Source organism: Cupriavidus sp. 09_S30, assembly GCF_056930435.1.
Window position 1 is genome coordinate 4,061,114 of record NZ_JBXOWI010000001.1, and the last position, 21,325, is coordinate 4,082,438.

At 67.7% G+C, this 21,325-nt stretch carries 15 protein-coding genes; 5 read left to right on the forward strand and 10 right to left on the reverse strand.

All coding sequences use genetic code 11. The features are described from left to right. Positions 1 to 623: 623 nt before the first annotated feature. From AC1Z3O_RS18960 to AC1Z3O_RS18980, 5 genes are all read right to left on the reverse strand, one after another. Positions 624 to 3,830 carry an efflux RND transporter permease subunit gene (locus tag AC1Z3O_RS18960; RefSeq protein ID WP_483517246.1) on the reverse strand — a complete coding sequence of 1,069 codons (3,207 nt, stop codon included), beginning with the start codon at positions 3,828 to 3,830 and terminating at the stop codon, positions 624 to 626. Positions 3,831 to 3,834: 4 nt separating this feature from the next. Beyond that, complete coding sequence (locus AC1Z3O_RS18965; protein ID WP_483517247.1) at positions 3,835 to 5,073, reverse strand: efflux RND transporter periplasmic adaptor subunit; 1,239 nt, start codon at positions 5,071 to 5,073, stop codon at positions 3,835 to 3,837. 185 nt (positions 5,074 to 5,258) lie between these two features. After that, complete coding sequence (locus AC1Z3O_RS18970; protein ID WP_483517658.1) at positions 5,259 to 5,837, reverse strand: MOSC domain-containing protein; 579 nt, start codon at positions 5,835 to 5,837, stop codon at positions 5,259 to 5,261. A gap of 111 nt (positions 5,838 to 5,948) precedes the next feature. After that, the gene (locus tag AC1Z3O_RS18975) at positions 5,949 to 7,121 is read right to left on the reverse strand and encodes an MFS transporter (protein WP_483517248.1); all 1,173 of its coding nucleotides are present in this window, start codon (positions 7,119 to 7,121) and stop codon (positions 5,949 to 5,951) included. Positions 7,122 to 7,354: 233 nt separating this feature from the next. Continuing rightward, positions 7,355 to 8,377: a D-2-hydroxyacid dehydrogenase family protein gene (locus AC1Z3O_RS18980; protein WP_483517249.1), complete on the reverse strand. Its 1,023-nt coding sequence runs from the start codon at positions 8,375 to 8,377 to the stop codon at positions 7,355 to 7,357. A gap of 488 nt (positions 8,378 to 8,865) precedes the next feature. Here AC1Z3O_RS18980 and AC1Z3O_RS18985 point away from each other — a divergent pair, with 488 nt between their 5' ends. Then, entirely contained in the window at positions 8,866 to 10,722 is a 1,857-nt protein-coding gene (locus AC1Z3O_RS18985; RefSeq protein ID WP_483517250.1) for a phosphoenolpyruvate carboxykinase (GTP), read from the forward strand. Positions 10,723 to 10,836: 114 nt separating this feature from the next. On the opposite strand, the gene AC1Z3O_RS18990 is transcribed toward AC1Z3O_RS18985, so the two are convergent. After that, entirely contained in the window at positions 10,837 to 11,529 is a 693-nt protein-coding gene (locus tag AC1Z3O_RS18990) for a response regulator (RefSeq protein WP_483517251.1), read from the reverse strand. Beyond that, complete coding sequence (locus AC1Z3O_RS18995) at positions 11,529 to 12,929, reverse strand: cache domain-containing protein (RefSeq protein WP_483517252.1); 1,401 nt, start codon at positions 12,927 to 12,929, stop codon at positions 11,529 to 11,531. The genes AC1Z3O_RS18990 and AC1Z3O_RS18995 overlap by 1 nt, the downstream gene beginning before the upstream one ends. A 375-nt stretch (positions 12,930 to 13,304) precedes the next feature. Here AC1Z3O_RS18995 and AC1Z3O_RS19000 point away from each other — a divergent pair, with 375 nt between their 5' ends. The 3 genes from AC1Z3O_RS19000 to AC1Z3O_RS19010 all read left to right on the forward strand — a co-directional run bounded on the left by AC1Z3O_RS19000 (position 13,305) and on the right by AC1Z3O_RS19010 (position 16,221). Beyond that, positions 13,305 to 15,377, forward strand: a complete 2,073-nt coding sequence (locus AC1Z3O_RS19000) for a carbon starvation CstA family protein (RefSeq protein ID WP_483517253.1) — start codon at positions 13,305 to 13,307, stop codon at positions 15,375 to 15,377. 25 nt (positions 15,378 to 15,402) lie between these two features. Beyond that, entirely contained in the window at positions 15,403 to 15,600 is a 198-nt protein-coding gene (locus AC1Z3O_RS19005) for a YbdD/YjiX family protein (RefSeq protein WP_483517254.1), read from the forward strand. A gap of 186 nt (positions 15,601 to 15,786) precedes the next feature. Then, positions 15,787 to 16,221, forward strand: a complete 435-nt coding sequence (locus tag AC1Z3O_RS19010) for a hypothetical protein (RefSeq protein WP_483517255.1) — start codon at positions 15,787 to 15,789, stop codon at positions 16,219 to 16,221. 432 nt (positions 16,222 to 16,653) lie between these two features. Here the strand turns inward: AC1Z3O_RS19010 and AC1Z3O_RS19015 are convergent, their stop codons facing one another. Further along, entirely contained in the window at positions 16,654 to 16,917 is a 264-nt protein-coding gene (locus AC1Z3O_RS19015; RefSeq protein WP_483517256.1) for a hypothetical protein, read from the reverse strand. Between the two features lie 192 nt (positions 16,918 to 17,109). Here AC1Z3O_RS19015 and AC1Z3O_RS19020 point away from each other — a divergent pair, with 192 nt between their 5' ends. Further along, positions 17,110 to 18,006: a LysR family transcriptional regulator gene (locus tag AC1Z3O_RS19020; protein ID WP_483517257.1), complete on the forward strand. Its 897-nt coding sequence runs from the start codon at positions 17,110 to 17,112 to the stop codon at positions 18,004 to 18,006. Positions 18,007 to 18,063: 57 nt separating this feature from the next. Here the strand turns inward: AC1Z3O_RS19020 and AC1Z3O_RS19025 are convergent, their stop codons facing one another. Together AC1Z3O_RS19025 and AC1Z3O_RS19030 are read right to left on the reverse strand one after the other, a co-directional pair. Continuing rightward, positions 18,064 to 20,736, reverse strand: coding sequence for a DNA topoisomerase III (locus AC1Z3O_RS19025; protein ID WP_483517258.1), 2,673 nt, complete (start codon positions 20,734 to 20,736; stop codon positions 18,064 to 18,066). Between the two features lie 142 nt (positions 20,737 to 20,878). Continuing rightward, positions 20,879 to 21,277 (reverse strand): thioredoxin family protein, encoded by a 399-nt coding sequence (locus tag AC1Z3O_RS19030; RefSeq protein WP_483517259.1) that lies wholly within the window; start codon positions 21,275 to 21,277, stop codon positions 20,879 to 20,881. Positions 21,278 to 21,325: the final 48 nt, after the last annotated feature.

Here is a 21,325-nt window from a genome sequence, read left to right on the forward strand (position 1 = left end):
AAGGCGCCACAAGGAACGAAGCCGTCGGTGTTGTCCAGCACGCCAAGGCCAAGACGAAGCTGACGGTGTGATCCAACACGTCGCCGCTAGCCAGCGCCCGCCCTCTCCCCCGGCCCCTCTCCCGCAAGCGGGAGAGGGGAGCAAACCAACGCGGCGCGAAAGGCAACGCGCTTGCAAGAGCCGACAGGATGCGCCAACACCAATCGCCAAGCATAGCGTCTTGGCTCCCTCTCCCCGCATGGGGAGAGGGCGGGGGGAGAGGGGTGGTTTAGCAAGGCGCCACAAGCAACGAAGCCGTCGGTTGTGTCCAGCACGCCGGCGCCAAGACGGAGCCGTCGGTGTGATCCAGCACTCCAGCGCCAAGACGGAGCCGTCGGTGTGATCCAGCGCGCCAGCCCCAAGACGAAGCCGATGGCGTGGTCCAGCGCGTCGCCGTATGCCAGCGCCCACCCTCACCCCCAACCCCTCTCCCGCAAGCGGGAGAGGGGAGCAAACCACCGCGGCGCGAATCCGGTTGCGCCAGCCGAGCCGGCAGGATGCGCCAACACCAATCGTCAAACATCGTGTCTTGGCTGCTCTCCCGCAAGCGGGGGGAAGCAAACCAGCGCAAACGAAACCGCCGCCTACACCTGCGTCGAAGCCTCGCTCACCGCCCCGCCCACCGTAACGGGCAGCCGGTTGCCCTCGGCATCGATCTGCAGCGGCCCGGTGCCCGAGAAGCGGTCCAGCGCCAGGTAGATCACCGGCGTGATGAACAGCGTGATCACCTGCGAGAACAGCAGGCCGCCCACCACCGCCAGGCCGAGCGGCTGGCGCAGCTCGGCGCCGGCGCCAATGCCCAGCGCCAGCGGCAGCGCGCCCATCACCGCGGCGAAGGTGGTCATCATGATGGGCCGGTAGCGCAGCAGGCAGGCCTGCCGGATCGCGCGGGCAGGGGCCATGCCCTGTTCGCGCTGCGCCGCCAGCGCGAAGTCGATCATCATGATGGCGTTCTTCTTGACGATGCCGATCAGCATCAGCACGCCGATGGTGGCAATCAGCGACAGCTCCACCTGGAACAGGAAGAGCGTCAGCAGCGCGCCCACCGCCGCCGACGGCAACCCGGCCAGGATGGTCAGCGGGTGGATGTAGCTTTCGTACAGCACACCCAGCAGCGTGTAGATCACGGCGATGGCCGCCACCAGCAGCACGATCTGCGTGGCCTGCGAAGATTGGAACACCGCGGCGTCGCCGCCCCAGCTGGTGAAGATGGAGCCGGGCATGCCGATCTGCTGCTGGAAGCGCTCGATGCGGGCCGAGGCATCGCCCAGCGCCGCACCCGGCGCCAGGTTGAACGACACCGTCACCGAAGGCAGCTGGCCCTGGTGGTTGACCGAGATCGGGCCGACGCGGCGCTCGGTGGTGGAGAAGGCCGACAGCGGCACCATCTGCCCGGTCTTGCTGCGCACGTAGAGCTTGGCGAAGGCGGTCTCGTCGGCGCGGTCGACGTCGGCAGCCTGCAGGATCACGTAGTAGTTGTCGACGGGCGTGTAGATGGTCGACACCTGCCGCTCGCCGAAGGCCGAATACAGCGCGGTGCGCACGTCCTGCATCTGCACGCCGAGCGCATTGGCCTTGTCGCGGTCGATGGCGAGGTGCGCCTCCAGGCCGGACTGTTGCGAGTCGCTGGTCACGTCACGGAAGACTGGGTCGGCGCGCATGCTGGCCATCAGCTTGTCGGACCATTCCTGCAGCTGCCCCGCCTTCACGCTCTGCAGCGTGTACTGGTAGCGGCTCTTGCTCTGGCGCCCGCCCAGTTGCAGGTTTTGCACGGGCCGGAAGTAGACGTTCAGCCCGGCGATGCCCGCGACGTCGCGCCGCAATGACTCCAGCACCTGCGGCATCTTGGGCCGTTCGCCCAGCGGCTTGAGCTCGACGAACATGCGCCCGGTGCTGACGGCCGGCGACGGGCCGCCGCCGATCGACACCACCACGCTCTTGACCGCGGGGTTGGCGCGCATGCGCTCGGCAGCGTCGCGCAGGCGTACCGCCATCGCATCGAAGGAGATGTCCTGCGGGCCCTCGGCATTGACCTGGATCTGCCCGATGTCCTCCTCGGGGAAGAAGCCCTTGGGGATGGCGACGAACAGCACGGCGGTCAGCACGAAGGTCAGGCCCGCCGCCGCCAGCACGGTCCTGCGGTGGGCCAGGCACCAGTCGAGCCCGCGCGCGTAGGCGTGCAGCGAAAACTCGAACAGGTCCTCGAACCACTGCGTGGCGCGCAGGCCCAGCGTGCGCTTCTGCGGCACGGCGTGCGCGGCTGCCGGCTGGTCGCCGTAGGCGTGCTGCGATTCGTCGACCGGCACGTTCTCGGCCGACAGGAAGCGCGCGCACAGCATCGGGATCAGCGTCAGCGAGACCAGCGCCGATACCAGGATGGACAGTGACACCACCGCGGCGAACTCGTGGAAGAGCAGGCCGATCACGCCCGGCATGAAGAAGATGGGGATGAACACCGCCACCAGCGAGATCGAGATCGACAGGATGGTGAAGCCCATCTCGCGCGAACCGATGAGCGCGGCCTTCAGCGGCGGCAGTCCCTCCTCGATGTGGCGCACGATGTTTTCCAGCATCACGATGGCGTCGTCCACCACCAGGCCCACGGCCAGCGTGATGGCCAGCAGCGAGACATTGTCCAGGCTGTAGCCGAGCGCCTTCATCAGCGCCACCGTGCCGATCAGCGAGATCGGCAGCGACACGGTAGGGATCAGCGTGGCCGCGGCGCGCCGCAGGAACAGGAAGATCACCATCACCACCAGCGCCACCGTGAGCGCCAGCGTGAACTGCACGTCGTGGATGGATTCGCGGATCGACACCGAGCGGTCGTTGACCACGCTGACATTGACCGAGGCCGGCATCTGCTGCTGCAGGCGCGGCAGCGCGCGGCGGATGGCGTCGACCACCGCCACGGTGTTGGCGTCTGGCTGGCGCAGCACGGCCAGCACGATGGAGCGCTCGTTGTTGAGCCAGCTGCCGGTCTTGATGGTCTCGACGCTGTCCTCCACCTCGGCCACGTCCGACAGGCGCACCACCGCGCCATTGGGCTGGCTGGCCACGATGATGTTGCGGAAGGCGTCCGCGCTGGCGAGCTGGCGGTTGGCCTGGATGGTCAGCGTCTGGCGCGCGCCGTCCAGCGTGCCCACCGGCGTGTTCGCGTTGGCGCGGTTCAGCGCCGAGGCCAGTTCGTCCATGGTCAGCCCGCGCGCGGCCAGCGCATCGGGATGGGCGCGCACTCTCACCGCAAAGCGCTTCTGCCCGTAGACCTGCACCTGCGCCACGCCGGGCAGCGTGGCCAGCGAGGGCGAGATCAGGTTATCGCCGAAGGCGTTGAGCTCGCCCAGGCTCATGGCCGGCGAGTTGATGGCCAGCAGCAGCACCGGCGCATCGGCCGGATTCACCTTGCGGTAAGAGGGCGGCACCGTCATCTCGATCGGCAGCGAGCGCTGCGCGCGGAACAGTGCGGCCTGCACGTCGACGGCGGCGGCGTCGATGTCGCGGTCGTTGTTGAACTCGATGGTGATGCTGGAGTTGCCCAAGGTGTTCGACGAGCTGATCACCGTGACGCCGGGGATGGTGGCGAACTGCTTTTCGAGCTGGGTGGCCACCGAGGCCGCCATGGTCTCGGGGCTGGCCCCGGGCAGCGTGGCGGTGACCTGGATCACGGGCGAGTTGAAGCTGGGCAGCGCCGCGATCGGGATGGTGGGATAGAGCACGATGCCGGAGACGATCACGGCAAGGCACAGCAGCACCGTCATCACCGGACGGCGGATACAGAGCTCGGACAGCGTCATGGTGTCAGTGCTTCCCGGTGGCGGCGGATGCGGCGGCTACCGACGCCGGCTTGCCCGCCGGCGCCGCCTCGCGCACCGTGCTGCCCGGGCGCAGGTTCTGCACGCCCTCCAGCACCACGCGCGTACCTGGCGGCACGCCTTCGATGACCGCGGCCTCGGCGGTGGTGGCCAGCACCTGCACGGGCAGGCGCGCGACCTTGCGGTCCGCCTGCACCGCATAGACGAAACGGCCTTCCGGCCCCGTCACCACGGCCTGCGGCGGCACCGAAAGGGCGCCCTTGAGCGTCTGCACCACGGCCTGCACATTGGCGTAGGTGCCCGGCCACAGGCGCTGCTCTTCGTTGTCGAAGCGGGCCTTGACGCGGATGGTGCCGTACTGCGGATCGACCGTGTTGTCGATGAAGGTGATGCTGCCGTTCACCGGCGTCCTGCTGCCATCGTTGGGCAGGGCCGTGACCTGCACCGGCCCCTTCTGCAGCGCCTCGCGCAGCGCCGCGAGCTGCCGCTCGGGCAGGCTGAAGGTGACGGCGATCGGCTGGATCTGCGCCACCGTCACCATCGGCTGGCCGCTGGTGGGCGTGACCAGCGAGCCGGGGAAGACGTTGATGACGCCGGTGCGCCCGCCGATGGTGGCGCGGATGGCACCGTAGCTGACCGCCACGCGGCTGGCCTCGATGGCGGCCTGGTCGGCGCGGATGGTGGCCTCGAAGCCATCGACCTTGGCCTGCGCGGTGTCGACCGCGCTCTTGGAAATGAAGTTGCGCTCCAGCAGTTCCTTGCTGCGCGCCAGCGTGCGCCGCGCATCGGCCAGGTCGGCCTGGTCGCGCAGCAGCTGGGCCCGCGCCTTGTCGAGATTGGCCTCGTCCATGCGGGTATCGAGCGAGAACAGCAGGTCGCCCGGCTTGACCGTCTGGCCTTCCTTGATATGCACCGTGCGCACGGTGCTGGAGACCTGGGGCCGTACCTCGACGATGGACAGCGCGCTGACGTTGCCGTTGGCCGACACCTGCAGCGGCACGTCGCCCTGGCGCACCAGCGCGGTGGTCACCACCACCGCGGCTGGCGGCTTGGGCGCCGGCTTGGGCGCGAACCAGTGGCGCCAGCCGAACCAGGCGCCGCCTGCCACCAGGACCGCGCCGATGCCGGCCAGCCATGGAAATGCGCGCCCCTTGCCCGTTCCCGTCGCCGGGCTCCACTGCTCGTCGACGAAGCCCTTGGCCTGGTCGATCCCGTTCGTTTTCATGCGAGGACCCTTAGTTCTAGTCGTGTCTTTCACGCCCGCTCCCCGCGGCCCGGCTTCTGTGCGCCGGTGCCGCCGCGGAAAGACCGCCGCTGCGTCGAGCTGGGGCGGTCCCGCTGCCGGCAGGCGAAACGTATGGTCAGGAATCGCAGTACCGGCGCACTTCTTGTATCAGGTGCGAAACATTATCAGAAAAGCCTGTCACGACGTCCATCGCGTCGCCACCGATTGACGCTGTCGATCGACACCTCGCGCGGCCCGGGCTCGACGCACACCGCATCGCCGGCCTGCAGCGGCGCCGCCTCGACCACGCTCAGGTAGACGCCCGAATAGCCGCTTTGCACCATGTGCCGGACGGCGTGGCGATAAGCCAGCGCCGCATTGAACTTGTAGCAGGGCTGGCGCGGCGACTCGACGCGCAGCAAGGCGGCGCCGATGCGCAGCAGGTCGCCCACCCACAGGACGTGCTCCTGGCAGCCGCTCAGCACCAGGTTCTCCCCCATCGCGCCGAAGCTGAGCGGCCGGTCGGCACCCGGCACGCCGGCCTCGCGCCGGCGCGCGTTCCACCAGGCATAGTGCTCGGCCGGGTAGGCATAGACGGCCTTGTCCAGGCCACCGTGCACGCTCAGGTCGGCCTGCTCGTCGCCGACCAGGCCGAGCGGACGCAAGTGCACCGGCACCGGATGGGCCAGCGTGCTGAGCGGGTGCTTACGGATGCCCGACATCACCACCGCCTCGGTGCCCGCGCCCGCCACCAGCAGCGGCATCGCTTTGCCCACGCAGATGGCGAGCACGCGGGCCGTGCCCGCGTCATCATGGATTTCGCTCACAGAGTCTCCCGCAAAAAACCACCGCGCACCGCGCGGCTGCCTCGTGCCTCAGGCCTGCTGCGGCGCCTCGCGGCGTGCCCAGTGGCAGCCGAGCGCGCGCGCCCGCTGCGACACCGCGAGCGCCAGCAGCAACAGTGCCGCTGCGCCCCAGTGCAGCGCGTCCGGGCCGGCAAGGGTGTAGATGCCGGCGCCGGCCATGGCGCCCAGCGCCTGGCCCAGGTAGATCGAGGAGGAATTCAGCGAAATGGAGGCCGCCGCGCTCGCGGGCGCCAGGCCGACCAGGCGCGCCTGCTGCGCGCTGTTGGTGGCGAAGCCGCCCACGCCCCACAGCATGAAGATCAGCACCAGGGCGGTGCCGCCCAGCGCGGCGAGCGGCCACAGCAGCATCGCCGCCAGGGAACTCAGCAGCGTGACCTGGACGATGCGGCTCGGCGTGACTCTATCCATGCGCGACGCCGCCAGCACGTTGCCGCAGACGCCGCAGGCGCCATAGGCCAGGAACATCAGGCTGAGCGCACCGCCGCTGATGCCGTGCACATCGCGCATGAGCGGCGCGATATACGTGAACAGCGTGAACATGCCGGCTGATTGGATCATGGTGGTGGCCACCACCAGCATGATCGGCGTGTGGCGCAGCACGGTCCCCCAGGCCGCGCGCCCGACCGGCGCCACATACAGGCCGCGCGGCAGGACGCGCCACACCGCCAGCGCCACAGCCAGCGCCAGCAGGCCGACCAGCCCCATGCTGAAACGCCAGCCCAGCGTGCTGGCGATCCAGGTGCCCAGCGGCACGCCCACCACGCTGGCGACGCTCCAGCCGAGGAAGACGAAGCTGATGGCGCGGCCGCGGGTGTGGGCCTCGACCAGCAGGGGCAGCGTGGCGGCCGCCTGCGGCGTGAAGATGGCGGCGCCGATCGCGCACAGGAAGCGGATGGCCATCAGGCTGCCGAAGCCCGGCGCCAGCGCTGCGGCCAGGTGCAACACGCCATAGACGAGCAGGGCTCCGGCCAGCAGCAGGCGGCGATCGATGCGTGAACCCAGCGTGGCGAACAGCGGCGCGCCCACGCAGGTCGCCAGCGCGAACACCGAGATCAGCTGGCCGGCGCTGGCGGCGCCCAGGCGGAAGTCGGCGGCGATGTCGTTCAGCATGCCGGTCACGATCATGGCGCCGGTGCCGATGACGAAATTGCCGACGCATAGCGTCAGGAGCCTGGGGTCCATGGTGGCCAGCAAACAGGGGGAGGGACGGGAAAGGGTGGCGCGGCGACGCGCGCACGGTACGCGCGCAGTAGCGCACGAGTGTAATGGTTTTGCGGCTGGCGTGCCGGAGGCGCCGCAAAGTGCGGCTGAGGGGCGGAGCCTGCCGCCGTGGGTCCGGCCCAGGGCGGCAAGATGGCCCGGGCCAGGCCGGGCAGGTCAGGAAAAGGCGTGGATACGGGGAGCGGGAGGGCCGCTCAGCGCGCCAGCGCCGGTGCCAGCGCCTTCGGATTGGCGATGCAGTCGTGGTTGCCCGCCAGCACGTCGATGATGTTCTGGAAAGCCGTGCGGAAGTACAGTTCGTAGCTATCGCGCTCGACGTAGCCCAGGTGAGGCGTGCAGATGCAGTTCTCCATGCGCAGCAGCGCGTGGCCCTGCAGGATGGGCTCGGACTCGAACACGTCGACCGCCGCCATGCCGGGGCGGCCGCGATTGAGTGCGGTCAGCAGCGCGTTCTCTTCGACCAGCTCGGCGCGGCTGGTGTTGACGAACAGGGCAGTCGGCTTCATGGCGCTCAGGTCGGAGAGCTTGACGATGCCGCGCGTGTCGTCGCTGAGCCGCAGGTGCAGCGACAGCACATCGCTGTCGGCGAACAACTGGTCCTGGGACTGCGCCACCTCGAGCCCGTCTTCGCGCGCGCCGGCCTGCGAGGCCTCGCGCCCCCACACCAGCACCTTCATGCCGAAGGCCCGGCCATAGCCGGCCAGGATCCTGCCGATCTTGCCGTAGCCCCAGATGCCCAGCGTCTGGCCCCGCAGGACCTGGCCCAGGCCGAAATTGGGCGGCATGGTGGCCGATTTCAGCCCCGACTGCTGCCAGGCGCCGTGCTTGAGACTGGCCACGTACTGCGGGATGCGCCGCTGGGCCGCCATGATCAGGGCCCAGGTCAGCTCGGCGGGCGCCACCGGCGAACCCACGCCTTCGAGCACCACCACCCCGCGGTCGGTGCAGGCCTCCACATCGATATGGCTGCCGGCGCCGCCCACGCGGCCGGTCTGGCTGATGATCTTCAGCTTGGGCAGCTTCTCCAGCAGCTGGCGCGTGATGCGGGTGCGCTCACGGATCAGCACCACGGCTTCGACGTCCGACAGCCGCGCCGCCAACTGGCCCACGCCCTTGACCGTGTTGTTGAAGACCTTCACGTCGTGCCCTTCGAGCAGGCTGAAGCAGGGCAGCTTGCGAACCGCGTCCTGGTAATCGTCGAGTACGGCAATCTTCATCTTCAACTCTATGAAATCTTGACTGGCAATCGCTCGGTGCGCGTGGCAACAGTGTGCGACGGCATCGCTCGATAGTATTGTTGTATAGGGTTCAGCAGCGCGCTGGCCTGCCCGGCCAAAAGCGTCGAAACAGGCACAAAAATGCTGCACAGCGGAAAACGCGGGCGGGCAGCGGTGGTATCCTTGCCGTCCCGCTGCCGTGCTTGTCGGTCGAGCCTCGCTCCCGGCCTCCGGCGGCAAGCGGGCGAGTCAGACCGGCCCGCGCACGAGCAAAGCGCAACTGTAGCGCAGCCGCAGGGAATGCCGCGACGTTTTGGGCGGCTTTCCCTGCCCCACAGTTGTAACGGGATGTGACCATTTGCTGCCTATTGGATCACAACTATCGCATCGCCGTAGGCGCCACCGCGCATTGACCCGTACTGGCCACAGCGGCCCCCGGCAGTGGCTTTGCCAGATTTCCCCTTTGTGTATTGGATTGGAGCAACGCTATGAATCACCCCACCATGCAGGGCACGCCGGCGCTCAACGCCCCGGCCTGGGTCAAGAATCCGAAACTGCTGACCTGGGTGGCCGAGGTCGCCGCCCTGACCAAGCCCGACCAGATCTACTGGTGCGACGGTTCGCAGGAGGAGTACGACCGCCTGTGCGAACAAATGGTGGCCGCCGGCACGATGAAGCGACTGAACCCGGCCAAGCGCAAGAACTCCTTCCTGGCACTGTCGGACCCGTCCGACGTGGCCCGTGTCGAGGACCGCACCTTCATCTGCTCGGAGAAGAAGGAAGACGCCGGCCCCACCAACAACTGGGTGGCCCCGGGCGAGATGCGCCAGACCCTGTCGGGCCTGTTCGACGGCTGCATGCGCGGCCGCACGCTCTACGTGGTGCCGTTCTCGATGGGTCCGCTGGGCTCGCCGATCGCGCACATCGGCGTCGAACTGTCGGACTCGCCCTATGTGGCCGTCAATATGCGCATCATGACGCGCATGGGCCGCGCCGTGTTCGACGTGCTTGGCACCGACGGCACGTTCGTGCCTTGCGTGCACACGGTCGGCAAGCCCCTGGCCGCCGGCGAGAAGGATGTGCCGTGGCCGTGCAACCCGACCAAGTACATCGTGCACTTCCCCGAGTCGCGCGAGATCTGGTCCTTCGGCTCCGGCTACGGCGGCAATGCCCTGCTGGGCAAGAAGTGCTTCGCGCTGCGTATCGCCTCGACCATGGGCCGCGACCAGGGCTGGCTGGCCGAGCACATGCTGATCCTGGGCGTGACCTCGCCCGAGGGCAAGAAGTACCACGTGGCTGCTGCCTTCCCGTCGGCCTGCGGCAAGACCAACTTCGCCATGCTGATCCCGCCCAAGGCCTTCGCCGGCTGGAAGGTCACCACCATCGGCGACGACATCGCGTGGATCAAGCCCGGCCAGGACGGCCGCCTGTACGCCATCAACCCGGAAGCCGGCTACTTCGGCGTGGCCCCGGGCACCAGCGAGAAGACCAACTTCAACGCGATGGCGACCCTCAAGGAAAACATCATCTTCACCAACGTCGCGCTGACCGATGACGGCGACGTCTGGTGGGAAGGCATGACCAAGGAGGCCCCGGCCCACCTGATCGACTGGCAGGGCAAGGACTGGACGCCCGAGATCGCCAAGCAGACCGGCGCCAAGGCCGCCCACCCGAACGCGCGCTTCACTGCGCCGGCCTCGCAGTGCCCGTCGATCGACGAGAACTGGGACAACCCCGCCGGCGTGGCGATCGACGCCTTCATCTTCGGCGGCCGCCGCTCCACCACGGTGCCGCTGGTGACCGAGGCACGCGACTGGACCGAGGGCGTCTACATGGCTGCCACCATGGGCTCGGAAACCACCGCTGCGGCCGCCGGCCAGCAAGGCGTGGTGCGCCGCGACCCGTTCGCCATGCTGCCGTTCTGCGGCTATAACATGAGCGACTACTTCGGCCACTGGCTGGAGCTGGGCGCCAAGCTGCAGGCCGCCGGCGCCAAGCTGCCGAAGATCTACTGCGTGAACTGGTTCCGCAAGGACGCCGACGGCAACTTCGTGTGGCCCGGCTTCGGCGAGAACATGCGCGTGCTGTCGTGGATGATCGACAGAGTCGAAGGCCGCGGCCAGGGCACCGAGCACGTGTTCGGCACCTCGCCGCGCTACGAGGACCTGCGCTGGGATGGCGTGGACTTCTCGCGCGAGCAGTTCGAACAGGTCACCTCGATCGACCGCGCCGCATGGCAACAGGAACTGGTGCTGCACGACGAGCTGTTCAAGCAGCTGAGCTACCACCTGCCGCAGTCCCTGGTGGCAGCCAAGGAAGCGCTGGCCGAACGCCTGAAGGGCTGATCGCGCCGGCCACGGCGATGCACGGGGCGTTTCGCCCCGCCATGGAAAAAGGCGCCCCTGCGGGCGCCTTTTTCTTTGGCCTGAGGCCGCTGAGGCCATTGACGCCGCGGCAGTTCAGCCCGCCGGCCCCGGCTCGCCCGCCTCGCCGGACTGCTCCACGGCAAACTTCACCAGCACCGCGCGCCCCTCGATGCCCAGCTTGCGCTTGAGGTTCAGCCGGTGCGTCTCCACCGTGCGCACCGACACGCCCAGCCGCGCCGCGATTTCCTTGTTGGCCAGGCCATGCCCGATGCCGTCGAAGATCTCGCGCTCGCGCGGTGTCAGCGCGTCGAGGGGATCGTCCGCCGGCGACTGCTCGGCCATGCCGCGCGCGATGCGCGTGCTGTAGAACATGCGCCCGGCCAGCACGGCCTCGATGGCGGCCATCAGCTCGCCGCCCGGCGCGTCCTTCAGCACATAGCCGCGCGCCCCCGCGCGCACCGCCTGCCGCACGTATTCCAGGTTGTCGTGCATGGAGACGATCAGCACCGCCACTTCCGGATAGCGCTCGTGCAGCGCCGCCGTCAGCGCGATGCCGCTCATGCCGCGCATGGCGATGTCGGTGATCACCAGATCGGGCAGCGCCTGGGGCGCCAGGCCCTCCAGCCACTGCAGCGCGGCCTCGCCGCCGTCGGCCTCGCCGACCACCTCCAGGCCAGGCTGCAGGCCCAAGTGCAGGCGCATGCCATCACGCACCAGGCCGTGGTCGTCGATCAGCGCCACGCGGGCCGGCGCACCGCTCCGGCTTGCGGCGAACGAAAAAGTCATCAGGCAGGTTTCCTTGCGTTGGCGTCCGGCGCCGCGGGCGCGGCACCCGCGTCGGGCAGCGTGGCGCAAAGCCGGGTGCCGCCGGGTCCGGAGACAATATCGAAGCAGCCGCCGAGCGCGGCAATGCGCTCGCGCAGATTGCGCAGGCCGATGCCGCGGCGCGGGTCGATCTGCATGCGCGCGACGTCGAAGCCGCTGCCATCGTCGTGCACGGCCAGCCGCGTCTGCGCGGGCAGGAAGGCCAGCGTCACGTCGACTCTGCGCGCATGCGCGTGGCGGGCGACATTGGTCAGCGCTTCCTGCGCGATGCGGAACAGCGCCGTGGCCTGCTCATCCGCCAGCCGGCGCGGCTCGCCCTCCAGCGCCACGTGGATGGCGAGGCCGCTCTCGCCCGCCATCTCGCGCGCGAGATGCTGCAGCGCTGCCAGCAAACCCAGGTCATCGAGCAGGGCGGGGCGCAGGTTGCGCGACACGCGGCGGATTTCATTGAAGGCGGCATCGAGCCGCTCCAGCGTGGTATCAAGCACCGGCGCAACCGCCTGGACCTGGACAGGTGCCCGGCGCAAGCGGTTGGCCGCCGTCTCCAGCAGCAGCTTGACCGAGACCAGCAGCTGGCTCACGCCATCGTGCAGGTCGCGCGACAGCCGCGCACGCTCCTCTTCCTGCGACTGCACCACGCGCTGCGCGAGCTGGCGCAGCTTGGCATCGGCCTCGCGATGCTCGCTGACATTGAGCGCCAGGCCGCTGGCCGCCACCAGCAGGATGCTGATGCCGGCGATCACGCCGATCCAGGCCATGGTCTCGCGGATATCGGTCTCGGCGCGCGAGTCGAGCTGGCGCAGCGTCTCTTCCACATCGTCGAGGTAGATGCCGGTACCCAGCATCCAGCCCCATTCCGGCACCGCCACCACGTAACCCAGCTTGGGCGCGAGCTGCTGCGAGGAAGGCTTCTTCCACAGATAGCGCACGGCCCCGCCGCCGCCCTTGGCGGTCGCGATCAGCCGCTGGATGGTGGGCACGCCCTGCGGATCGCGCAGCTCCCACAGGTCCTGCCCGACCAGCTCCGGCTGGCGCGGGTGCATCAGGGCGCGGCCCTGCATGTCGTAGAGGAAGAAATAGCCATCGCGGCCATAGTCGAGCCCTGCCAGCGCCGTCATCGCGGCCTGGCGGGCGGGAGCATCGTCGCGCCCGGCACGCACCAGCGGCGCGATCGCGCTCTGCGCCAGTTCTACGTAGTGGCGCAGCTCGGTTTCCTTGGTCTGCAGATAGGCCGCCTCGACCAGGGCACGCTCGTGCCGCACCAGCACGGTGGCCTGATGGCGCACCGCCAGCGCGATGCCGACCATCGCCACGGCGAGCGGCGTAACGGCGAGCAGGAGGATCTTCTGGCGGAGTTTCATGGCTTGCGGGTAAACACCGATGCCGGCGATGCGGCATATCGTCGTCGATCTACGCAGTACTACGTAGATCGCTTGCGTAGTTCCGCGCTTGTGCGGCGCCGGGCGGGTGACAATACTACACCCCGCTCGGCGCCGCCCGCCCCGGCGGGCGACCGTGCCCTTCGTCTGCGACGACGGCAAGCCGCCAAAGGCCCGTCTGCTGAGGTCAATTTCTGATATCGACAGGCATTTCCCAAACGGCGCTCGGCTTGTACTAGCCACCACGTCAGGAATTTCTGCATATCTACGCAGAAACAACCTGTTCGCCTTGGCCAGCGAGCCAAGTCGGCGTTGCAGTCCTATCATTCATTGGCACTGGTCTGAGGAGACTCTCACATGAATCGCATCGGGGAACACCTGGTGTGGCTGGCGATCGCCGTACTCGGCGCCTTCGCCTTCGCCACCGTGGCGCTCGCGCGTGGCGAGGCCGTCAGCGCACTGTGGATCGTGGTCGCCGCGATCTGTATCTATCTGGTCGCTTACCGCTATTACAGCAAGTTCATCGCCGACAAGGTGATGCAGTTCGATCCGAAGCGCATGACGCCGGCCTGGCGCCATAACGACGGCCTCGACTACGTGCCGACCAACAAGGCCGTGCTGTTCGGCCACCACTTCGCCGCCATCGCCGGGGCCGGTCCGCTGGTCGGCCCGGTGCTGGCCGCGCAGATGGGCTACATGCCGGGCATGCTGTGGATCCTGGCGGGCGTGGTGTTCGCCGGCGCGGTGCAGGACTTCATGGTGCTGTTCATCTCCACGCGCCGCGACGGCCGCTCGCTGGGCGACCTCGTCAAGTCGGAGATGGGCACCGTACCCGGCATGATCGCGCTGTTTGGCTGCTTCATGATCATGATCATCATCCTGGCGGTGCTGGCGCTGATCGTGGTGAAGGCGCTGGCGGGCTCGCCCTGGGGCACCTTCACGGTGGCGGTGACCATTCCCATCGCCATCTTCATGGGCCTGTACACGCGCTACATCCGCCCGGGCCGCATCGGCGAGGTGTCGGTGATCGGCTTCGTGCTGCTGATGCTGGCCATTATCGGCGGCCAGTACGTGCATGAAAGCCCTGCGCTGGCGCCGCTGTTCACCTTCGACGGCAAGGCCCTGACCTGGATGCTGATCATCTACGGCTTCATCGCCGCCGTGCTGCCGGTGTGGCTGCTGCTGGCGCCGCGCGACTACCTGTCGACCTTCCTCAAGATCGGCACCATCATCGCGCTGGCCATCGGCATCCTGATCGTCGCGCCGGAACTGAAGATGCCGGCCTTCACCCAGTTCGCCCAGGGCGGCGGGCCGGTGTGGTCGGGCAACCTGTTCCCCTTCCTCTTCATCACCATCGCCTGCGGCGCGGTATCGGGCTTCCACGCGCTGATCTCCTCGGGCACCACGCCCAAGCTGCTGGAGAACGAGTCGCACGCGCGCTTCATCGGCTACGGCGCGATGCTGGCCGAGTCCTTCGTCGCCATCATGGCGCTGGTGGCGGCCTCGGTGATCGAGCCGGGCGTCTACTTCGCGATGAACAGCCCGGCGGCGGTGATCGGCACCTCGCCGGAATCGGTCGCGCAGGCGGTGTCGAGCTGGGGCTTCGTGATCACTCCTGACGTGTTGCTGCAGACCGCCAAGGATGTCGGCGAGAACACCATCATCTCGCGCGCCGGCGGTGCGCCCACGCTGGCAGTGGGCATCGCCCACATCCTGCACCAGGTGGTGGGCGGCCAGGCCATGATGGCCTTCTGGTACCACTTCGCCATCCTGTTCGAGGCGCTCTTCATCCTGACCGCCGTCGACGCGGGGACGCGCGCCGGCCGCTTCATGCTGCAGGACCTGCTGGGCAGCTTCGTGCCCGCGCTGCGCCGCACCGAATCTCTGCCCGCCAACCTGATCGCCACCGGGCTGTGCGTGGCGGCCTGGGGCTACTTCCTCTACCAGGGCGTGGTCGATCCGCTGGGCGGCATCAACACGTTGTGGCCGCTGTTCGGCATCTCCAACCAGATGCTGGCTGCCGTGGCGCTGGTGCTGTCCACCTGCGTGCTGGTCAAGATGAAGCGCGGCCGCTACGCCTGGGTCACGCTGCTGCCCACCGTCTGGCTGCTGGTGTGCACGCTGACCGCGGGCTGGCAGAAGCTGTTCGACGCGGATCCGAAGGTGAGCTTCCTGACGCACGCCGCCAAGTTCAGCGAGGCCATCGCCGCGGGCAAGGTGCTGGCGCCTGCCAAGTCGATGGAGCAGATGCAGCGCATCGTCTTCAACGACTACCTGGACGCCGGCCTGTGCGCGCTGTTCATGCTGGTGGTACTGTCGATCGTGTTCTACGGCTTCAAGACCGCCATGCAGGCCCGCAACATCGAGCGCCGCACCGACAAGGAAACCCCGTTCGAGCCGCTGCCGGCGGGCACGTCGGCGGGCAGCTGAACGCACACGGGCAAGGAGGACTGCCATGATCGAGCAACTGGAAACCTTCGGACGCTATCTCGGGCAGTCGCTGCGCCTGATGGTCGGCCTGCCCGACTACGAGACCTATGTCGCCCACATGCGGAACACACACCCCGACCGCGAGCCGATGAGCTACGAGGAGTTCTTCCGCGAGCGCCAGCAGGCCCGCTACGGCGGCGGGCAGGGCGGCAGGTGCTGTTGAGCGCGGCACGCCGCAGCGTGCGGCATATGTGATGAAAAGACGGCTGCAGACGCAGCCGTCTTTTTCTTTGGCCGCAAGAATACAACAGGGTTACAGCGACTTACACGTCGTTACAGCAAAGCAAAGACGGCTTCTCTACACTGCCGACAGAGCAAGCCAAGAAGCCAACAAGCACAAGGAAGATCCATGACCCGGCATCCCGTTCGCCACCTGACCCTGGCCATCGCCATGGCCGCCTCCGCGCTCCCCGCGTTCGCGGGCGATATGAACAATGCCCTCGGCGGCGCCCTCGGTGGCGTAGCCGGCGCCGCGGTCGGCGGTGCCCTGGGCGGCAGCACCGGCGCCGTGATCGGCGGGGCGGTGGGCGGCGGCGCCGGCGGCGCGGTCACCTCCAACCGCCGTGAGCGCACCGGCGCCATCATCGGCGGCGCCCTGGGTGGCGGCGCGGGCACGGCAGCGGGCAACGCCATGGGCGGCCGTGCCGGCGGCCTGGTCGGCGCGGCCGTGGGTGGCGGCGCCGGCGCGGCGCTGGGCGGCAACGTCTCGCGCAACAACTCCTACAACGACGATTACGGCCGGTATCACGGCAAGCACAAGCACCACCACCATCACGACGACTGACGCCCCCGGGCGGCAGCTTGAAGCGGGGGAACTGCCCCGCAACGGAAAACGGGCCTGATGGCCCGTTTTTTCATGTGCACGGTCGGGCATAATGGCCGATGTGATGCCTCCGGCAAGGATGGCGACGACGCCTGGCGATTCCATGCAGGGTCCGTACACACCATCGATGACCTTCTTCGCCTCCGCATCCGGCGCGCTGCGCTGCCTTGCTCTCCTGCCGTGCTCCCTGCCTCGGCCCGATCGGCGCGCGGAGGAGGCGCAGACGCCGCGTAAACGACAACGCCCGTGCCGAGGGCACGGGCGTTGGCTCCATGAGATGCAGGAAGAAGTCTTGCGCCTCCTTCCTGCCGGCCTGTGGAGATCAGCCGAAAGCGGTGGGGCGCATGGCGGACGCGCCCCTGGCGGTGCAGGTCATCTGGCCGTAGTGGCCAATCAGATGGCGGCGCCGTCGGTGTAGACGTCGTACTTGCCGATCTTGGCACCGTCGGTGAAGGTGTCGAACTTGCCAGCCTTGGCGCCGTCGGTGAAGGTGTCGAACTTGCCCGACTTGGCACCATCGGTGAAGGTGTCGAACTTAGTGGCCTTCGCACCGTCGGTGTACGGATCGAACTTGCCGGTCTTGGCGAACACGGGGGAGGCCACCAGGGCAGCGGCGAGGGTCGCGATGGCGATCAGGGCAGAGCGTTGGGTCTTCATGACTAATCCTTTCCACAGGCTGGGATACCTCTTCACCGGGCGGTGGTTCGCTGCAGTGCGGCATCCGATGGCTAGATATTAGGCATTCCCCTTATATGAATAAATATTGCCATCCACAATGATTGATTGTAGTTTTAACAATAAACAGCCCGGGTAGCGTAAAAATCCGCAGAAGAGACGGGAGACTATGTCATGGATCGGCTTCAATCGATGCGCGTTTTCGCCAAGGTGGTGGAACTTGGCAGTTTTGCACGTGCAGCGCAGCAATTAGAGATGTCGAACGCCGTCGTGACGCGCTACGTGGCCGACCTGGAAAGCCACCTGGGCACCCGCCTGCTCAACCGCACCACGCGCAGCCTGTCCCTGACCGATGCCGGCGAGGCCTACCTGCAGCGCTGCCAGCAGATCCTGGAGGATGTCGACGAGGCGGAGTCTCTGGTGACGGCGCGCAGCCAGTCGCTGTCCGGCACCTTGCGGCTGGTCGCGCCGGTGATGTTCGGGCTGCACCTGCTGCCCCAGTTGCTGGCGCGCTTCCAGAAGCAGTATCCGGACGTGGTGTTCGACGTGCTGCTGTCCGACCGCATCGTCGATATCGTGGAAGAAGGGCGCGACGTGGGCGTGATGCTGTCGGACCTCGGGCTGGGCTCGCACCTGGTGGCGCGCCCGTTGATCTCCGCGGAGATCATCCTGTGCGCGTCCCCCGGCTACCTGCGCCAGCACCCGCCGCTGCGCAACGCACAGGACCTGGCCAACCACCGCTGCATCGTGCTGCGGCTGCCCAATGTGGAACAGGAGTGGACGCTGTCCGGCCCGGAAGGCGAGGTCACGGTGCCGATCCGGCCCGGCCTGCTGTGCAGCAACGCCGAGCTGGCCCACCAGGCAGCGCTGGCCGACATGGGCGTGGCGATGCTGTCCTCCTACCTGGCGCGGCCCAATGTCGAGTCTGGCCTGCTCACCCATATCCTGCCGCAGTACCAGTTGCCGCGCCGCGATGTGAGCGTGGTCTATCCCAGCCGCAAGTTCCTGCCGACCAAGGTGCGCGCCTTCATCGATTTCCTGCTCAGCGAAGGCGCGAACCGCCGCAACTGAAGCGGATCGGCGGCGCAGACCGGCGGCGCCCCGCAACGAACGGAGCGCCGGCCGGCCTCAGGCCGCCGCCTTGCCGCTGCTGCGCGGCTTCTTGGCCGCGGCCGTCTTGCTTGCCGCAGTCTTGCTTGCCGGTGCCTTGGCCGCGGTGGTCTTGGTGGTCTTTGCAGCCGCCTTCTTCGCCGGCACCTTCTTCGCCGCGCTCTCGCCGGACTCGGGCTCGGCGGCACGCGCCGCCTTGGCCGCAGGCTTGGCCCCGGCCTTGGGCTCGCGCGCCTCGAACTCGAAGCCGATCTTGCCGTCCGGCTGCTTGACCAGGAAGGCCTTGAAGTTGCGGCCGGTGCGCGATGACTTGAAGCCGGTCAGCAGGTCGGTGCGCCCGTCGGTCAGCAGCTTGCCGATCTGCTCGCGCGAAATTTCCTGCTGCAGGATGATCTTGCCGGTGGTGAAGTCGCACGCCTTGGGACTGGCCACGGTGTTCTCGCAGACATACTTCATGCCGTGCTCGTAGACCGCGCCGCCGCACTTCGGGCAGTTGCCGACCGGCTCCTGGCCGGTGAAGTCCACCGGCTCGCCGTCGCCTTCCTCATCGTTCTGGCCGAAGTCGAACTCCATCTTGTAGTGGCCGTCGTCGTCCTTGCCCAGCTTGAGAATGGCGGCGAAGGGCCGGCCCATCTTGCTGCGGAAGCCCTGCAGCGGACCGATTTCCTTCTTCAGCAGCAGTTCCTCGACTTCCTCGATCTCGAACTGGCGTCCGCCTGGGATCTTGCTGATGGAAAACTCGCAGGACGTACAGGCAAAGCGCCGGTAGTTCTCCTTGACCAGGCCGCCGCACTGCGGACAGGGCGTATCCAGCGTGGCGTAGTCGCCCGGGATGGTGTCGCTGTCGTACTCTTTCGCGCGCTTGACGATCTGCTGCGTCATCTGCGCGATCTCGCGCATGAACTCGTCGCGCTTGAGCCGCCCGCGCTCGATCTGCGCCAGCTTGTGTTCCCACTCGCCGGTCAGTTCGGCCTGGGTCAGTTCCTGCACGCCCAGGCCGCGCAGCAGGGTCATCAGCTGGAAGGCCTTGGCGGTCGGGATCAGCTCACGCCCTTCGCGCACCAGGTATTTCTCGGTCAGCAGGCCTTCGATGATGGCCGCACGCGTGGCCGGCGTGCCCAGGCCCTTGCCAGCCATCGCCTCGCGCAGCGCGTCGTCGTCGACCAGCTTGCCGGCGCCTTCCATGGCGGACAGCAGCGTGGCTTCGTTGTAGCGCGCCGGCGGCTTGGTGGACAGGCCCACGCTGTCGACCTTGTCGGTCTTGACGTGCTCGCCCTTGGCCACCGGCACCAGGTTGGCGTCCTTGTCGTCCTTGCCCTGCGCCTCGCGGCCGTAGATCTCGAGCCAGCCGGGGTTGACCAGCACCTTGCCTTCGGTCTTGAAGTGGTGGCCCGCCACCTCGGTCACGCGCGTGGTGACCTGGAACTCGGCGGCCGGGAAGAACACCGCCAGGAAGCGGCGCACCACCAGGTCATACAGCTTCTGCTCGGGCTCCGACAGGTTCTTGGGCGCCTGCAGCGTGGGGATGATAGCGAAGTGGTCGCTGATCTTGCTGTTATCGAAGATCCGCTTGTTCGGCTTGACCCAGCCGTTGGCCAGGACCTTCTTGGCGTGCGGCAGGTAGTTGTGCGAGCTCTCGGCCAGCATGTCCATGGTCTGCTTGACCGTGTCCAGGTAGTCCTCGGGCAGCGCGCGCGCGTCGGTACGCGGGTAGGTCAGGACCTTGTGCTTCTCGTACAGCGCCTGCGCCAGGCCGAGCGTGTTCTTGGCCGAGAAGCCGAAGCGCGAGTTGGCCTCGCGCTGCAGCGTGGTCAGGTCGAACAGGGCCGGCGACTGCTGCGTCGAAGGCTTGGACTCCTCGGTCACGCTGCCGGTCTTGTCGCGGCAGGCCGCAACGATGCTCTTGGCCTCGGCCTCGCTCCACAGGCGCGATTCGCGCGCCTCGGGATCGAATTCGTTCTTCTTGAACTTCGGGTCGAACCAGCGGCCCTCGTACAGGCCGGCGGCGGCGATGAACTCGGCGCGCACTTCCCAGTAGTCGCGCGGCACGAAGTGTCTGATCTTCTCTTCGCGCTCGACCACGATCGACAGCGTCGGCGTCTGCACCCGGCCCACGGTGGTCAGGAAGAAGCCGCCACCCTTGCTGTTGAAGGCGGTCATGGCACGCGTGCCGTTGATGCCGACCAGCCAGTCGGCCTCGGAGCGGCAGCGCGCGGCGTCGGCCAGCGGCATCATCTCCTCGTCGGCGCGCAGGCGCGCGAAGCCGTCGCGGATGGCCTGCTGCGTCATCGACTGCAGCCACAGCCGGCGCACGGGCTGCTTGGCCTTGGCCTGCTGCGCGATCAGGCGGAAGATCAGTTCCCCCTCACGCCCCGCGTCACAGGCGTTGATCAGGCCGGTGACGTCCTTGCGCTTGATCAGCCGGTTCAGCACCTTCAGGCGCGACTCGGTCTTGGCGATGGGCCGCAGGTCAAAGTGCGGCGGGATCACCGGCAGGTTGGCGAAGCTCCACTTGCCACGCTTGACTTCATATTCGTCCGGGGCGGCGATCTCTACCAGGTGACCCACGGCGGACGACAGCACGTAGTCGTCGTTTTCGAAGTACTCGTCGTGCTTGGTAAAGCCCCCGAGGGCACGGGCGATATCGGCGGCAACCGATGGCTTTTCCGCGATGATGAGGGCTTTTGACATTGAACGGGTCCTTACAGGCCGCCTTCAGGCAGCCCGCGAATTGCACTGCAATCTATGTAAACAGGGCGTTGGGATCTTTGAGGCGCCAATAATAAGCGCGGTCTCAACGGCGGTGCAAGCCAGCGCCTGCCCCTTCCCGGGTCTAAAGCGCGCGGCTCTCAAGCAACCAGTCAAGCACATCCGGCACCTCCTGTGCAGCGGCCCGCATCGAAACGCCGCGCGCCAGCATGCGCGCCAGCACCTCGGCGTGCGGCAACAACGTGCCATAGAACTGGGGCGCGCCGCCCGCCACCGGTTGCACCAGTATGGTCGGAAAGTTCTCGATGTCGAGATCGCCGAGCCGGTCGGCATGGGTCTCGACATCGATCCAAACGAAGCAGTCCTGCGGATGCTGTGCCGCAAGCGCCGCGAACACCGCCTGGTATTCCCCGCAGGTGCCGCACCAGGCAGCGCACAGGCAGGCAACGAGCCGCCCATGTGGACGGTCGGCCAGGGCCTGCGCCAGCGCTGCGGCATCGCGTTCGGGAAGGTAAACGGTCATGGTAAGTGAAACATAAGGCCTTTCTGGCCCCGGACTTGGCTTGATTGT